The following is a 15,392-nucleotide window of genomic DNA, read 5'->3' as shown; positions in this document are numbered from 1 at the left end:
ACGCCAACGCCCCGGGCGGCGCGCACCGCGATGCTGAGGCCCATGGCCGAACACCTCATCATCCGAACCCTCCACGGCACCAGGGCGCTGCAGCGTGCCGACCGACTGTTGCGCGAGGTCTGGGGAACCAGACGCGGTGACGACCCGCCGATGGCCCTCGACCTGATGTGCGCGTTCGCCCACGCCGGCGGGTACGTGGGCGGCGCCTTCCTCGACGACGAACTCGTCGGGGTGGCGGCAGGCTTCCGGGCGGCCGACCACAGCCTGCACTCGCACGTCGCGGGTGTCACCGCCAGGGCGCGCGGACGTGGCGTGGGCCGGGCGCTCAAGGAACACCAGCGGGCCTGGGCGGCCGAGCACGGGCTCGCCGCCGTGTCATGGACGTTCGACCCGCTGGTCCGGCGCAATGCCTTCTTCAACCTCGCCCGCCTGGGTGCCCAGGTCGGCGCCTACCTGCCCGACTTCTACGGGCCGCTGAGCGACGGCATCAACGACGGCGGGCCGTCCGACCGGCTCTTCGTCACCTGGCCGATCGAGGCCGCCGCTCCCCCGCCGGTTTCGGATCGCGACGGGGTGGTCGTGGTGGACGAGACGGGGACCGTACGGGAGGCCGAGGGCGCGCCGCTGCTGCGGTGCGCGACCCCCGCGGACGTCGAGTCGCTCCGTACAGCGGATCCGGCGGCGACCCAGCGGTGGCGGGCGGCGCTGGAGAGCGGGCTCGGCGGCGCGCTCGACCGGGGATACCGGGTCACCGGGTTCACGCGCTCCGGCTGGTACCTGCTCGCCCGCGGGGGTGCCGCGTGAAGCTCGACGCCGTCGAACTGCGCGAGGTCGCGCTGCCGCTGGTCAGTCCGTTCCGCACCTCGCTCGGCACCCAGACGGTACGCACCGCGCTGCTCGTGCGAGTGCTCAGCGACGAGGGCGAGGGCTGGGGCGAGTGCGTGGCCGACGACGAGCCGACGTACTGCCCCGAATATCTCGCGGGGGCCGCCGACGTGATCAAGCGGTTCATCCTGCCCGCGCTGGCCCCGCTCGACCTGGACCCGGCGGCGGTCGGCCCCGCGCTGCGGCACCTGCGCGGGCACCCGATGGCCAAGGCGGCCGTGGAGATGGCGGTGCTGGACTGCTGGTTGCGGGCACGCCGCACCAGCCTGGCCGCCCACCTGGGAGGGGTACGCCGCCGCGTGCGCGTGGGCGTCTCCGTGGGCATCACCGAGACCGTCGACGCGCTGCTGGACACGGTCGACCGGCATCTGACCGCCGGCTACGCCAGGATCAAGCTGAAGATCGAGCCCGGCTGGGACCTCGAGCCGGTCAGGGCGGTGCGTGAGACGTTCGGCGCCGGCGTGATGCTCACCGTCGACGCCAACACCGCCTACCAGCCCGGCGACCTCAGGCACCTGGCGAAACTCGACGCCTACGAGCTCGCGCTGGTCGAGCAGCCCTTCGCCCCAGACGACCTGCGTGCGCACGCCGCCCTGGCCGCCCGCATGGACACGCCCGTCTGCCTGGACGAGAGCATCACCAGCGCGCGCGACGCGGCCGAGGCCATCCGACAGGGCGCCTGCTCGATCATCAACATCAAGCCCGGCCGCGTCGGCGGCTACCTGGAGGCACGCCGCATCCACGACCTGGCCCAGGCGAACGGCGTGCCGGTCTGGTGCGGCGGCATGCTGGAGACCGGCCTCGGCCGGGCCGCCAACCTGGCGCTGGCCAGCTTGCCCGGGTTCACGCTGCCGGGCGACATCTCCGCCACCGAGCGCTACTACCACCGCGACATCACCCGCCCGTTCGTGCTCGACGGCGGCGACATGCTGGTTCCGGCCGAGCCCGGCCTCGGCGTACTGCCCGATGAAGCGGGCCTGGAGGCTTGCACGACGGCGGTGGAAACGGTGAGCCGCGAACGTTGAAGCCTCGCGGTCAGTTCCGGGATGCGATAGGCCCGGAGCTGACCCACCCTTCGCCGCAGCCCTGACGCCGGCGTCAGGACCGCGCATGTCGGTGTGCTGCTCGTACGGGGTTTCTGCGCTTCCTGTGCGCCGACGCCTGACGTTAGGGACGGTTCGGAGGAGATCCGTGCGAGAACCGCACGGTGATGGACAAGCCGCCTTCTGGGCGTGCGCCCGTGCTGAGGGTGGCGTGGTGAGCTTGCGTGACGGCCTTGACGATGGCGAGGCCGAGGCCGTAGCCGTCGCGGCTGCCGTGACGATCAGGCGCCAGTTTCTGGAAGGGGTGAAAGAGACGCTGGATCTGGTTGTCGGGGATGACCGGCCCGCTGTTGGTGACCGTAAGGGCCACCTGCGTCGCGGAGGTCTGCGTGGTGACCTTTACGTGCCCGTCTGCGTGGTTGTGGCGAATGGCGTTGTCGATGAGGTTGGCGACGAGGCTTTCGATCAGTCTGGGGTCTCCGGCCAGCACTGCGGGCGTCAGGTGTTCGGTGAGGTCAATGCCGTTCTGCGTTGCTTGGTCGCGGCGGGAGGCGAGCACTCCTTCGACGACGTGGGCGAGGTCGAGGGTGTCCCAGCGGGTGACGCCGCGCTCGCTGGTGGCCAGGGCGAGCAGCGCCTGGACGAGCCGCTCCTGGTGTCCGCCCAGAGCGAGGGCCTCCTGGCAGGCCGAGCGCAGGGTGTCGGTGTCGGCATCGGGGTCGGCGAGAGCGACTTCGAGCAGAGTACGCAGGCCTGCCAGAGGGGTGCGCAACTCGTGGGAGGCGTTGGCGACGAAGTGGCGTTGGGCGTCGAAGGACGCCTGCAGGCGGGCGAACAGGTCGTCGAGGGTGTGGCCGAGCTCGGTCAGCTCGTCGGTGGGCTCGCCGAGGTCAAGGCGCCGGTGGAGGTCGCCGGCGGAGATGATGGTGGCGGTGGCGGTGATGGCGCGCAGCGGATGCAGGAACCGGCCGGCGACGAACCAGCCGAGAGCCAGGGCGACGGGAATCAGCAGGACCAGGGCGACGGCGGATCCCATGAGGAGTTGGGGCAGGCTGATCCCAGGCCCGGTTTCGCTGATCGCGCTCGATGAGGGGTGGCCCTTGGGGGTGGCCGCGTCGATGCTGGCGAGCGGGACGGCGACGAAGACGACCACGAAGACCCCGGCGGCGTAGATGCCCGCCGCGTAGGCGAGCGCGAGCCGCGTCTGCAAAGACCTTCTGGCGAGCTTTCTGGAGGTCATGACGGTCCGATGCGGTAGCCGCCTTCGCGGATGGTCTCGATCACGGGCGGGTCGCCGAGCTTGGCCCGTAACCGGTGCATGGTGTGCTTGACGGCGCTGCTGAAGGGGTCGGCGGCCTCGTCCCAGACGCGCTCCAGCAGCTCCTCGGCGGAGATGACCAGGCCGGGCACGGCGAGCAGGCATTCGAGCAGGGCGAACTCGCGGGGGCTCAGGTCAAGGCGCCGGCCGGCCCGCGACGCGGTTCGGCGGGCCGGATCGAGGGTGATGTCCCCGCATGCCAGGGTGGGCGGTAGCGGCGGGGTGGCGCGGCGGGCCAGGGCACGGACGCGGGCGACCAGTTCGGTGAACGCGAACGGCTTGGGCAGGTAGTCGTCGGCGCCGAGGCTGAGCCCGTCGACGCGGTCCTCGATCGTGCCGGAGGCGGTGAGCATCAGTACGCGGGTTTCACAGCGGCCGTGGGCCAGTCGCCGGCAGATCTCGTCCCCGTGGACGCCGGGCAGGTCGCGGTCGAGGATCACCACGTCGTAGCGGGTGGCGGCCAGGCGGTCGAGGGCGGCGGTGCCGTCCAGGACGACGTCGACGGCCATGCCCTCGCGGCGCAGCCCCGTTGCGATGGAGCGGGCGAGGACCTCGAAGTCCTCGACGACGAGGACCCTCACCGCCGATCACCGCCGGTCGTCGTGCGGGCGGGGCGGCCGAACCGGCCGCCGGGTCGAGATGCCATGGGTCAACGATGCCAGCTCCCCGGTTCCAGCTGGGTCGCAGCGGCCGCGACCCAGCTGGAACCGGGTGCCGCGTACAACCGTCGGCATGAGTTCATCTACGCCTTACCGATCCAGCCAACGGGCCGGGCAGGACGGCTTCCTCCAGGTGCTGCGCGCGGAGTGGACCAGGTTCCGCTCCGCGCGCGGCTGGGTGCTCGCCATGGCGGCCTCCGCGCTGGTCACCGTGTCGCTCGGACTGTTGATCGCCGGGGGCGTCCGCAGCACTTGCGTGACCGGGAAGGGCGAGGGCCCCTGCCCCGCGCCTTTGCTGGGACCCGATGGCACGGCGGTCAGGGACAAGTACTACTTCGTGCACCAGCCGCTCAAGGGGAACGGCAGCATCACCGCCCGCGTGTCGGACATGACCGGGCAGATCCGGCTGCCGGACGCCGTACCCGGGGTGCGCAACCTCACGGAGGGGGTGGTGCCGTGGGCGAAGGCCGGGCTCCTCGTCAGGCAGAGCCTCAAGCAGGGCACACCGTATGCCGCCGTCATGCTCACCGGAGCTCACGGCGTGCGGATGCAGCACAACTACGTCCACGACGTGGCCGGCGGTCCTCACAATGGCCCGCAGTGGCTGCGGCTGACCAGGTCGGGCGACACCATCAGCGGCTACGAGTCAGACGACGGCAAGACGTGGACCGAGGTCAGCACGGTCAAGCTGACCGGGCTGCCGGAGACGGTCGAGATCGGGCTGTTCGCCACCTCGCCAGGCGCGTTGTGGGATATGGCGAAAGCCTTCGCCCAGGTCACCGCCACCTTCGACCAGATCAAGCTGCAGAGCGCGAACGGTTCGTGGCGCCGCGACGACGTCGGCGTCTCCATGGAGTCCGACGGTGAGACCCCGCATCACCCGGGCGGGGTCGTCGAGTCCGGCGACAAGCTCATGGTGACCGGGAGTGGTGATATCGGGCCCGCCACGGTGGAGGGCGGTGTGCGCGCCGACCTCATGCTGATCGGCGGGGCCGTGGGGCTGATCCCGGTGCTCGTGGTGGCGGTCACGTTCGTCACGGCGGAACACCGGCGCGGGCTGATCGGGACCAGCCCGCCGGCCGAGCCGCACCCAGCGCGGCTGCTGGCGGCCAAGGCCGCGGTGGTCGGCGCGGTCGCGTTCGTGGCGGGGCTGGTGACCTCGGGCGTCGTGGTCCCCGTGGGCCTGGCGCTGCTGCGTGCCCATCAGAACCCGATTCAGCCGATCACTTTGGGTACCGAGCTGCGGGTGATCGTCGGCTACGCGGCGCTGGCCGCGGCCGCCGCCGTACTGGCTCTGGGCCTGGCCGCGCTGGTCAAGCGGGGCATCATGGCCATCGGGCTGGCCATCGCGCTGGTCGTCGTGCCCTACCTGCTGGCGGTCGCGGGTCTGGCGCCGTGGCTGCTGATGATCACCCCTGCCGCCGGGTTCGCGATCACGCAGAGCGTCCCCACGTTCGCGCATGTGGACGTGGATCAGTCGCTGATCGGAGGCTACTACCCGCTCCCGCCATGGGCAGGTTCGACCGTGACCTGCGGATATGCCGCCCTCGCCCTCGGGGCGGCGATAGCCGTACACCGCAGGAAGGTTTCACGTCGGGTCCCGCTCGCCTAAAGGTGCAGAAACCTGTCCTGCCACGCTGGCACGCGCGGCAGACGTGACGGCCACCCGTCGTATGTCGGTCTCTATCCGATCGGTACGAATACGTTGGTCAGAGACCACATCACACGTTAACTGAGGGGAATGCGCAGGACGAACCGGGCGCCTCGGGGGCTGTCTTCGATCCGCAGCGTGCCGCCGTGTGCCTCCGCGATCTGCCGAGCGATTGGCAGGCCCAGCCCGGTGCCTCCGGCCTGCCGGTCGCGGGCGGTGTCGAGCCGGGCGAAGCGCTGGAAGACCAGCTCGCGCTTGCTCGGATCGATGCCCGGCCCGTCATCGACCACCTCCAGCACCGCGATGCCGTGCGGGAAGCGTTGCACGTCACGCTTGGCGCTGGGCGAACGCTGTACGTGGACGGCGATGGTGCTGGCGGTGTGTCGCTCGGCATTGTCAAACAGGTTGGCGAGCAAGCGCGACAGCCGAAGTCGGTCACCTACCACCACCACGCCGCGCTCGAGCGAGGATTCGTACCTCTTGTCCGTCTGAGATCGCCTCTCACATTCGGCGGTCACAAGTTCGGCCAGGTCAACCGGCTCGAACTCGACTGGCCTTCCTGTCTCCAGACGCTCGATGGCCAGCAGGTCGCCCACGATCGCCTCGAGCCTGTCCACGCTGCCCAGAACGGTGTTGCCCAGCGTGGGCACGCTCGTCTCCTCGGGCGCCAGCAGAGCGTCCTCGACCTCGGCTCGTATCGCGGCGATCGGGGTACGCAGTTCGTGGGAGGCGTCCGAGGTGAACTGGCGCTGCTGTTGCATTGCGGCCTGCAGGCGGGCCAGTGTCCGGTTGACGCTGTCGGCCAGATCGTGGATTTCATCCTGGCTCGGTGGGAGGGGTACCCGGCGGTCGGGGGAGGTCTCGGTGATGTTGTCGAGCTCCGTTCGGATGGCGGTCACCGGCCTGAGTGACGCTGCGACGATCCGATGCCCAAGGGCGGTGATACCCATCGTGAGCAACGCCGCCGTGCCGACCACTGTCACGGCCAGCCACGGTTCAACAAACGGAGGGATTCTGGGAGAGGCGCTGTAAACGATCCAGTCCTGTCCGGCCCTGTAGGCCGTTTGTGCGACCACGATGTTGCACTGAGCGGGTGGGAAGACTCCACCGCATACGACGCCGGTGGTGGTGTGCGTACGGCCGAGGTTGAAGGTGGCCATGGCCGGTTTGCCCTGGAGCTGCGGCGTCGAGGCAACGACGGCACCTTGGGCGTTGACGATCTGCACGTTGCGTTCCCTGTGCGTGACCAGCGGTCTGACCACCTCGTTGTGCTCCACCTCGTGGACCACACGCCCACCGGCCGCGGTGATCTCACTGATGAGATCTCCTGTGGCATATCGATAGATCGCGACCATGAGCGCCGTGGCCAGGAACGCAGACAGCAAACCCGCGATCACCCCGGTAAACAGGGTGATACGGGCCGTAATGGACATGCGGCGCCAAGTGTTCATGTTCTTCCCCTCATCAGGGAAACACATGCGTGGTAGCACTCCGAGAATGGAAGGGTTCGGAGTTGGCAGAGGCGATCCCAAGGTCCCGCCAATTAACGTCACCTGCGCGGCGTTCGCCTAAAGCGTTGGTCCGGGCCGCTTCAGCTACGCCGAGACCCACGCCCGCCACCGCACTGGACCCGGAGGACTACGCCGCGGTGATGCAGCGGTGGAACGACGCCTCACGGGCAACCTGTCCGCTTCGCAGCAAGTGGCGAGCCTGACGTAACTCGTTCTCATGCGGGCAGGCTGAAGTCATCCGGCCCAGGTGGAAGCCGTGGAGCAGTCGGATTGTGGTTCCCACCCAGCAGGCCCAGGAGCGGGCGATCGGGTCGCTGATGCGCGGCTCGGCCGTCACGCTACAACGAGGAGCAACAGGCATGGCACGCAAGGTGATCTACAGGCAGTCCGGAAACCCCGCCGACGTTCTCTCCGTCGCGGAGGTCGACGCCCCTGGACCACCCGGAGCGGGCCAGATACTGGTGCGGGTGCACGCCTTCCCGATCCACATCGGCGACCTACTCGCCATCCAGGGCCCCTACCCCTCACAGACCGCACACCTCACTCCCGGCATCGAGGCCACCGGTATCGTCGAGGCGGTAGGACCCGACACTCCCCCAGCTTCCGGGGTCACCACCGGAGCGCGCGTGTCCGTTTTCCCGCACCCCGGCACCTGGAGCGAATACGTCCTCGTCCCGGCGGAGTTCGTCGTCCCTGTGAGCGACGATGTTCCCGACAGCATCGCCGCCCAGATGCTGGTCAATCCCATTACCGTGATCATGTTGCGGCGTGAGCTCGAAAAGCACGCCGCGGTCGGCTACAACGGCGTCTTCCTGCAGACCGCCGCTGGCTCCAACGTCGGCCGCCTGCTGTCCGCTGTCGCTCAGTACCACGCAATCCAGCACATCAACATCGTCCGCAGCGATGCAGGCGCCCAGACGCTGCGAAAGCGCTACCCGGGCGTTCCCGTGGTCTCCACCGCTCGGCCCACGTGGAAGGAGGAGGTCCGCGAGCACGTCGGGGTACGGCCTGTTCCTGCCGCGGTCGACCCCGTGGGCGGCGCGCTGGCCAGAGACCTCCTGCAGTTGCTCTCGCCCGGCGGAACCCTGATCACCTACGGCGTCCTCGCCAAGGAGCCCATCTCTGTCCACGCCGGGGACCTCCTTGGCACGAGCCTCGGGCTGCGGGGCCTGACCGTCCTCCGCTGGGCACAGACCGTCTCCGCCGAGCAGCGCGCTCATGACATGGACACCGCCGCCCAGCTCATCGCCCGTGGGGCGGCTGAGGCATTCGACGTGGCAGCCCAGTACGGGATCGACGAGATCGCGCAGGCCGTTGAGCACGCGGTCCGGCCGGGAAAGACCGGCACGGTTCTCGTCACCATCCCCTGACCCTGCCGTGTCTCCTGGGCGCGTCCAGGACTGACGCCGAACGCCGCAAGGAAGCCGCCGCCGAGGCCCGGGCGGTCAGTCCCATCCGCGCCGACACATCGTTGACGGTCCGTCTGGCGCAATGTCCCGGTACTCTGCGGCCGGCGAGCTGTAGCCGCCGAGGACGTGAACGGAGCTGGCGAGCAGGACGCGCCGTACGCCCGCCTCCGCGGCCGCCGCCAGAACCCCTGTCGCCATTTCGATGCTGGGGCCTCGCAGCTGGTCCCAGTCGTCGCCGGGACGCGGGTTCCCTGCGAGGTGCACGACTGCATCCGCGCCGGCGCAGAGCCGTTCGGCAAACCCGCGGTCGGCGAGGTCGCCGGGGACCACCTCCGCCCGCCGGGCTCGGGGCCAGTAGATCGGTCAGCCGCGACTCGTGCTCTGCGGCGAGTTCCGGCAGGAGCAGCCGGCAGCACCGGTTATCAGTATCCGCATTCCGATCATCGGTTCGTGAAAGAGCACCGCGGGGTCCACCTGCTGCTGATGTGCTGCAGGGCTCGGGGTTCGGAGTGATGCGGAACGCGATCCGGCGTCAACGGGGTTGCCGCAGGCCAGCGGGGCGAGGGACAGGCGGGGATTCGGGTGGCGGGTTAGCGCCGGATTTCCGTTGGTGTAGTAGGCGCCTCAGCCGCTGGTGGCGAGGCGGTCCAGCCACTCCCGCAGCAGGTGCTGCTCGCCGTCGCTGAGACTCGTTTGTTCGGGCAGTACGGCACGGAGTGCGCGGGCAGCACCGGCCGGGCCCTCCTCCTGCACGGCCGGTTTCTGGTTGGTGACGGCGGCGATCATGGACTCGCGGAGCGTGCTCAGCAGGGCCGGGTCGCGCCGGTCTTTCGGCAGGGACAGCCAGGTGAGCACCGCGCCGCGCGCCGTGGCGTGGATGATGGCGGCGGCCAGATCCTCGTTGACGCGGAGCCAGCCACCGGCGGCCAGGCGCCGAATCCGGCCCATGAGGATCTCCATGCCGGCCTTGAAAGCGGCCGAGGATTCCCTGGCGGGTTCGGAGTACATCAGCACGTAGAGCGCGGGGTTGGCCAGGCCGAACTCGACCGCGACGTCCCAGCCCGCCCGCAGGTCCTCGATGGGGTCCTCCGGGGCGGGGTCGACGTGCTTGGCCGCGAGGAAGGCGGCGAATCCGTGCTCGGCCACGGCGTCGAGCAGCCCGTCCTTGTCGCCGAAGAGCCGGTAGATGGCCGGTGGCTGCAGGCCCGCCGCGACCGCGACCGCCCGGGTGGTGACCGCGTCGCGCCCCTCGCGCGTCAGCAGATCGATGGCGGCCTCGATGACCCGCTGCCGAGTCTGCTCGCGGACCGGGGTGTCGGCTCCCTCTGGTGAATGCGGCGTCACGTATCAACGATACCGCACTCCTCAGATCGCCGTTATTATCAGCGTCACTCTGAAATTGATTCCACTGGAAACATCACCGAGAGGCACGCATCGTGATCATCGTGACCGGGGCCACCGGACAACTCGGACGCCAGATCGTCGACAACCTGCTCACGCGCGTACAGCCCGACCGGATCGGCGTCAGCGTCCGCGTCCCACAGAAGGCACAGACGCTCGCCGACCGGGGAGTACGGGTTCGGCAGGGCAGCTTCACCGACCCCACCAGCCTCGCTCGCGCCTTCGAAGGCGCCACCCAGGTGCTCATCGTCTCCGTCGACAAGATGGGTGAGGAGAAGCTGCAACAGCACCGCACCGCCATCGACGCGGCCGTCGCGGCAGGCGCCGAGCGCATCCTCTACACCAGCCACATGGGCGCCAGCTCCTCCTCGCACTTCCAGGCCTGCCGCGACCACGCCGCCACCGAGCAGATGCTCCAGGACTCGGGCACGCCGTTCACCTCGCTGCGCAACGGCTTCTACGCCTCAAGCGCGCTGCGGTTCCTCGGCCACGGCCTGGAATCCGGCCAGGCCGTGCTCCCCGCGGACGGTCCGGTCAGCTGGACCGCGCCCGCTGACCTGGCCGAGGCGGCCGCCGCCATCCTGACCGAGGAAGGCCGCTTCGAGGGACCCACGCCACCGCTCACCGCAGCCGAGGCGCTCACCTTCGACGACATCGCCAAGATCGCCAGTGCGGTGCTAGGCCGAACCATCACCAGGACCGCAGTGCCGGACGAGGAGTTCCGCGCACAGCTGACCGGCACCGGTGTCCCCGGGGAGACCGCCGACCGACTCCTGGGCGTCTTCGCCGCCGCCCGGGCCGGCGAGTTCGCCACGGTAGACCCCACCCTCGCCACACTGATCGGCCACCAGCCCCGCAGCCTGGAAGCGGTCCTGCGAGAGCAGGTGCCAGGCCGGTAAGGCGTAAGGGCGTAGTTGCGACATCGCCGACCCCGACCAGTTCGCCGCCGCACCCGGGTGGACGCTGCACGACCTGCGGCATTCGGCGCTCACCCACGCCGCCGAGGCCGGAGCCAACACCTGCTCGTCGCCAGGGTGGGATAGACCGCACACAGGTTCTCAGCTGGTGGCGCCCCAGGTGAGAGAGAGGCCGGTGGCGGCGCGTTCGGTGCGGATCTCCATCATGCTGCCGAGGATGGTGGCATGGTCGGACACCACGGGCGTGGCGTCGTGCGTGTAGGTGATCCGGGTGCTGACGAGCACCGGGCTGCCCTGCGGCTCGTGGAGGTGGCGGGCGGCGGCGGGGTCGAGCAAACCGGGCCGGACCACCTCGGACGCCCGGGCGACCGTCACTCCCGCGTCGGCGAGGGCCGCGTACAGGGAGACGGCGGTGAAGTCGCGGTCGCGGATCTGGTCGGCCACCGGCCGGCGGACCCAGGACACCTGGTGTACGGCGGGACGTCCCGCGAACTCGCGGACCCGCTCCAGCCGCAGGGCGGTGTCGCCGGGACGCAGCCGCAGCTCCGCGGCGATCCGGGCGGGAGCGCGGCGCACCGCCCGCCCGGCCACCGCGGTGCGCACGTCGTGGCCCTGTTTACGCAGGTCGTCGACCAGGCTGCGGAGCGAGTCGAGCTGGTACGCCAGGTTGGGCGGGGCGACGAACGTGCCCCTGCCGGGCTGCTGCACGATCAGCCTCTCGTCGCTGAGCTCCCGCAACGCCTGGCGCAGCGTCATGAGGGTCACCCCGTAGGAGGCGCTCAGCTCCCGTTGCGGCGGCAGGGCCTCACCGGGGGCGTAGTGTCCCGACCGGATCTTCGCGGCGAGGTCGGCGGCGATGGCGCGGTATCTCGCCTCGTGCCCGGCGTCGGGGGTCATCGTGGTCGGTCACACTCCTGGTCGAGGGCTTGCCGCAGGGTCGCGAGGAAGGCCCGCAGGTCGTCCGGCCCAGCCCCGTCGAGCACCCGCCGCATGACCGCGGCGCCGACCACCACGCCGTCGGCGTGCCGGCGGGCTTCGCGTGCCTGGTCCGGGGTGGAAATGCCAAATCCTAGCAAGACCGGCCGGTCGGTGAGGCGCCTGATCCTCTCGGTGAGCTCCGCCGCCGAAACGGCGAGAACGGCCCGCTCACCGGTGGTGCCCATCAGCGACACCGCGTAGACGAATCCGCGGCTGCGGCACGAGATCTCCGCCAGCCGCGGCTGCGGCGTCGCCGGCGACGCCAGCAGGACCAGCTCGATCCCGGCGGCGGCGGCCACGTCCGTCAGCTCGTCCGCCTCGTGCACCGGCAGGTCGGGCACGATCAGGCCGCCGACGCCGGCCCGGCGCAGCGCGGCACAGAACGCCTCGGGGCCGTCGTGCAGCACCAGGTTGTAGTAGGTGCTGGCGACCAGCGGCACGCCCAGGTCCGGCATGCCGGACAGGTCGGCGAGGATCCGGCGGGTGCTCGCCCCCCGGGCCAGTGCCGTGTCATTGGCCTGCTGGATGGTGACGCCGTCCAGTGTGGGGTCGGAGAAGGGCAGGCCGACCTCGATCGCGTCCGCCCCGGCGGCGGCGAACGCCCGCAGGTAGTCCGTCCAGGCGGCCGTGATCCCCCCGGTGACGTACGGCATGAGCAGGCCGCGGCCGGCGTCCCGGCGGGCACGCAGGCGGCGTTCGACCGCGCCCGCGGCCAGGGTGGGGTGCGTCACAGCAGCTCCTTCAGGGTTGAGACGTCCTTGTCGCCCCGGCCGGACAACGTCATCAGCACCGTCGATCCTGCGGGCAGGTCGCCGACGCCCGCCGCGCGGATCACCCAGGCGAGGGCGTGCGCCGATTCGAGCGCCGGGACGATGCCTTCGGTGCGCGCCAGCCGTACCGCCGCGCCGACCGCCTCCTCGTCGGTCACCGTGACATAGCGGGCCCGGCCCAGGTCGCGCAGGTGGGCGTGCTCCGGGCCGACTCCCGGGTAGTCGAGCCCGGCGGCGATGGAGTGCGCCTGGGTGATCTGCCCGTCGTCGTCCTGCAGGAACAGCGAGCGGCAGCCGTGCAGGACGCCGAGCCGGCCGCGGGCCGCCCCGGCGCCGCCCTCCGCCTCGACCCCGACCAGGCGCGCCGGGGTGTCGGCGAATCCGGCGAACGTGCCGGCCGCGTTGGAGCCGCCGCCGACGCACGCGACCACGTAGTCCGGGACGCCGGTCCGCAGCTCGGCGGCGCACTGCCCGCGGGCCTCGTCGCCGATGACCCGCTGGAACTCCCTGACCATCCATGGGTACGGATCCGGCCCGACGACCGAGCCGATGCAGTAGTGGGAGTCGCCGGTCGCGCCCACCCAGTGCCGCATGGCCTCGCTGGTCGCGTCCTTGAGGGTACGGCTGCCCGTGGTCACCGGAACCACCTCGGCGCCCAGCATGCGCATCCGGAAGACGTTCAGCGCCTGCCGCTCGATGTCGCGCTCGCCCATGAACACCGTGGCCTCCAGCCCGAGCAGCGCGGCGGCGGTCGCGGTGGCCACCCCGTGCTGGCCCGCTCCCGTCTCGGCGATCAGCCTGCGCCGTCCCATCCGGGTGGCCAGCAGGGCCTGGCCCAGCACGTTGTTGATCTTGTGGGATCCGGTGTGGGTGAGATCCTCACGCTTGAGGTGCAACTGCACGCCCAGCGCCTCCGACAGCCGGCGGGCCGGTGTGAGCGGGGTCGGCCGCCCGGCGTGCACGGCGAGCAGCCGCGCCAGGGCGCCGCGGAACCCCGGATCCGCCCAGGCCTCCCGGAACGCCTCGTCCACCTCGCGGCACGCTTCCACCAGGGACTCCGGCGCGTACCGTCCGCCGTACTCGCCGAATCGGCCCCGCGCTCGGGGCTCCCCCATCGTCCCGTCCAGCGGGACCGGCTCCCGCCACGGCAACACGTCTCCCATGCCCTGCTCCGATCGTTCTATAACTCCGTAATGAGTTCTATAACAGTGAGTGTGGCACGGGCGGCATGGACGCGCCACCGCTGGGCCCGGTTAAGGATTGGCTGCGTGCGGTTGACGCCCTGTAGGGTGCCGATCATGGCTAGTCGCATTTCTGAGCTGGTGATCGATTGCCGGGATCCACAACAGCTGGCGGCTTTCTGGTGCGAGGTGCTGGGCTTCATCGTGCTCGACACCGACGACGACGGCGCGGTGGAGATCGGACCACAGGAAGGGTTCGGCGGACTGCAGCCGACTCTGATCTTCAGCCCCACTACCGAGCCCAAGGCGGGCAAGCTGCGGCTGCACATCGACGTCAACGCCACCGACCGCGATCAGGACGCCGAACTCGAACGCCTTCTGAAGCTCGGGGCGCGCCCGGCCGACATCGGCCAGACCGGCGAGGAGTCCTGGCACTGCCTGGTCGACCCCGAAGGCAACGAATTCTGCCTCCTGCAAGCCCGCCTGAGCTGAGCATCGTCCCGCACCGGCAAACGCCGAAACCACAGGATCGCCCCGGCGGCTCCCGGCCCGTTCCTGTTTCGTGATCTACCTGATCCCCCTGGGCGGGCGCCGACGGCGTGCCGGTGGGCGCGCATCACGGTGGAGTCCACGCTCGCCGTCCAGTCCGCGCCCTCGCCCTGGTCACACCCGGCCGCAGCGCATCCAGGACTTTGGCCCACATCCCCTCCATCGACCAGCGGGATGCCGCTTGCAGACGGTCTTCCAGTTCCCGTGACGCGCCTGGACCTGGCCGGTCACCGCGGCGCCGACACGCCCGACCGCAATGCCCGACTTGCGGCATGACGCGACCCTGCATATCGTGCTGATGTATCAAGTCGATATATCGGGCCGACGGTTCGCCGTAGCCCGGCTGACGCGGGAGCTGCGATGAGGCGGATCGACTACGACACGGAGCAGTACCAGGACTACGCGCGCGGCCGTGCGCTCACCGAGCAGCAGTTGCAGACATGGATCAGTGCCTTCGGAGCGGTGCTGCCCGAGCGGCGTCCGCTGGCGGGGCTGGACGTCGGCTCAGGGACCGGCAGGTTCACCCCCGCGCTGGCGCGAGCGTTCGGACCGGTCACCGGCGTCGAGCCGTCGGCCCGCATGCGCGAGATTGCGCAGGCGCAGTCCCAGCATCCCGGTGTGCGGTATCTGGCAGGCTCCGCCGAGGACATGCCGGTGCCGTCCGGCAGCGCCGACTACGCTCTCATGTTCCTGTCCTGGCACCACGTCCAGGACAAGCCGCGGGCGGCCCGGGAGCTGGCCAGGGTGCTCAGGCCCGGCGGGCGGCTGCTCCTGCGCGCGAATTTCAGCGACCACCATCCCAGGCCGTGGTGGCTGGAGCACTTCCCCCGAGGCTTTGAGGTGGACGCCTCGCTGTTTCAGCCACTGCACGAGGTCATCGCGATGTTCACGTCGGACGGCTGGCGCGTTACCAGCTTCGGCACGGTCACCGAGCCGTCCTACGGCACCCGCGCTGACATGCTCGAACGGCTGCGCCTGCGCACCCTTTCGTTCTTCGCGCAGCTCAGTCCCGACGAGCTGGAGGCCGGCTTCCGCCGCCTGGAGCAGGCTGTTGCCGCAGATCCCGGCGCACCAGCGCCGGTGTTTTCTGAGCCGCTGCTCACGCTCGAACGGCGCTAGT

General features: G+C 70.4%; 15 protein-coding genes. 7 read left to right on the top strand and 8 right to left on the bottom strand.

The window, feature by feature from the left end:
• Window positions 1-42 precede the first annotated feature (42 nt).
• The gene (locus ABT294_RS43925) at window positions 43-804 is read left to right on the top strand and encodes a GNAT family N-acetyltransferase (protein ID WP_350812422.1); all 762 of its coding nucleotides are present in this window, start codon (window positions 43-45) and stop codon (window positions 802-804) included.
• The gene (menC, locus tag ABT294_RS43920; RefSeq protein WP_350812421.1) at window positions 801-1,910 is read left to right on the top strand and encodes an o-succinylbenzoate synthase; all 1,110 of its coding nucleotides are present in this window, start codon (window positions 801-803) and stop codon (window positions 1,908-1,910) included. The genes ABT294_RS43925 and menC overlap by 4 nt, the downstream gene beginning before the upstream one ends.
• A gap of 142 nt (window positions 1,911-2,052) precedes the next feature.
• Here the strand turns inward: menC and ABT294_RS43915 are convergent, their stop codons facing one another.
• Both ABT294_RS43915 and ABT294_RS43910 read right to left on the bottom strand, forming a co-directional pair.
• Window positions 2,053-3,168: a sensor histidine kinase gene (locus tag ABT294_RS43915; protein WP_350812420.1), complete on the bottom strand. Its 1,116-nt coding sequence runs from the start codon at window positions 3,166-3,168 to the stop codon at window positions 2,053-2,055.
• On the bottom strand, window positions 3,165-3,827 hold the full coding sequence (locus tag ABT294_RS43910; protein WP_350812419.1) for a response regulator transcription factor: 663 nt from the start codon (window positions 3,825-3,827) through the stop codon (window positions 3,165-3,167). The genes ABT294_RS43915 and ABT294_RS43910 overlap by 4 nt, the downstream gene beginning before the upstream one ends.
• A gap of 151 nt (window positions 3,828-3,978) precedes the next feature.
• Between ABT294_RS43910 and ABT294_RS43905 the strand changes: the two genes are divergently transcribed.
• Window positions 3,979-5,517 (top strand): DUF1349 domain-containing protein, encoded by a 1,539-nt coding sequence (locus ABT294_RS43905; RefSeq protein WP_350812418.1) that lies wholly within the window; start codon window positions 3,979-3,981, stop codon window positions 5,515-5,517.
• 116 nt (window positions 5,518-5,633) lie between these two features.
• On the opposite strand, the gene ABT294_RS43900 is transcribed toward ABT294_RS43905, so the two are convergent.
• Window positions 5,634-7,007, bottom strand: a complete 1,374-nt coding sequence (locus tag ABT294_RS43900; RefSeq protein WP_350812417.1) for a sensor histidine kinase — start codon at window positions 7,005-7,007, stop codon at window positions 5,634-5,636.
• 419 nt (window positions 7,008-7,426) lie between these two features.
• On the opposite strand from ABT294_RS43900, the gene ABT294_RS43895 reads away from it, so the two are divergent.
• Window positions 7,427-8,437: an alcohol dehydrogenase catalytic domain-containing protein gene (locus tag ABT294_RS43895; RefSeq protein WP_350812416.1), complete on the top strand. Its 1,011-nt coding sequence runs from the start codon at window positions 7,427-7,429 to the stop codon at window positions 8,435-8,437.
• A 75-nt stretch (window positions 8,438-8,512) separates the two neighbouring features.
• Here the strand turns inward: ABT294_RS43895 and ABT294_RS43890 are convergent, their stop codons facing one another.
• Window positions 8,513-8,836, bottom strand: a complete 324-nt coding sequence (locus tag ABT294_RS43890; protein ID WP_350812471.1) for an NAD-dependent epimerase/dehydratase family protein — start codon at window positions 8,834-8,836, stop codon at window positions 8,513-8,515.
• Between the two features lie 264 nt (window positions 8,837-9,100).
• A complete protein-coding gene (locus tag ABT294_RS43885) occupies window positions 9,101-9,820 on the bottom strand; it encodes a TetR/AcrR family transcriptional regulator (protein WP_350812415.1) in 720 nt (239 codons plus the stop codon).
• A 101-nt stretch (window positions 9,821-9,921) separates the two neighbouring features.
• Here ABT294_RS43885 and ABT294_RS43880 point away from each other — a divergent pair, with 101 nt between their 5' ends.
• Window positions 9,922-10,776: an NmrA family NAD(P)-binding protein gene (locus ABT294_RS43880; protein WP_502912218.1), complete on the top strand. Its 855-nt coding sequence runs from the start codon at window positions 9,922-9,924 to the stop codon at window positions 10,774-10,776.
• A gap of 159 nt (window positions 10,777-10,935) precedes the next feature.
• Here ABT294_RS43880 and ABT294_RS43875 read toward each other — a convergent pair whose 3' ends face one another.
• The 3 genes from ABT294_RS43875 to trpB are packed head-to-tail and all read right to left on the bottom strand — an operon-like array spanning window position 10,936 to window position 13,705.
• Window positions 10,936-11,691, bottom strand: coding sequence for a GntR family transcriptional regulator (locus ABT294_RS43875; protein ID WP_350812413.1), 756 nt, complete (start codon window positions 11,689-11,691; stop codon window positions 10,936-10,938).
• On the bottom strand, window positions 11,688-12,503 hold the full coding sequence (trpA, locus tag ABT294_RS43870) for a tryptophan synthase subunit alpha (RefSeq protein ID WP_350812412.1): 816 nt from the start codon (window positions 12,501-12,503) through the stop codon (window positions 11,688-11,690). Before trpA ends, ABT294_RS43875 begins: the two co-directional genes overlap by 4 nt.
• Window positions 12,500-13,705 (bottom strand): tryptophan synthase subunit beta, encoded by a 1,206-nt coding sequence (gene trpB / locus ABT294_RS43865; protein ID WP_350812411.1) that lies wholly within the window; start codon window positions 13,703-13,705, stop codon window positions 12,500-12,502. The genes trpA and trpB overlap by 4 nt, the downstream gene beginning before the upstream one ends.
• A 135-nt stretch (window positions 13,706-13,840) precedes the next feature.
• On the opposite strand from trpB, the gene ABT294_RS43860 reads away from it, so the two are divergent.
• A complete protein-coding gene (locus ABT294_RS43860) occupies window positions 13,841-14,215 on the top strand; it encodes a VOC family protein (RefSeq protein ID WP_350812470.1) in 375 nt (124 codons plus the stop codon).
• Window positions 14,216-14,632: 417 nt separating this feature from the next.
• Window positions 14,633-15,391: a class I SAM-dependent methyltransferase gene (locus tag ABT294_RS43855; RefSeq protein WP_350812410.1), complete on the top strand. Its 759-nt coding sequence runs from the start codon at window positions 14,633-14,635 to the stop codon at window positions 15,389-15,391.
• Window position 15,392: the final 1 nt, after the last annotated feature.

The sequence above is a fragment of the Nonomuraea sp. NPDC000554 genome (assembly GCF_040300065.1).
Classification (GTDB): Bacteria; Actinomycetota; Actinomycetes; order Streptosporangiales; family Streptosporangiaceae; genus Nonomuraea.
The sequence above is the reverse complement of the archived record's forward strand: the minus strand, read 5'-3'. Positions and strand labels throughout refer to the sequence as shown.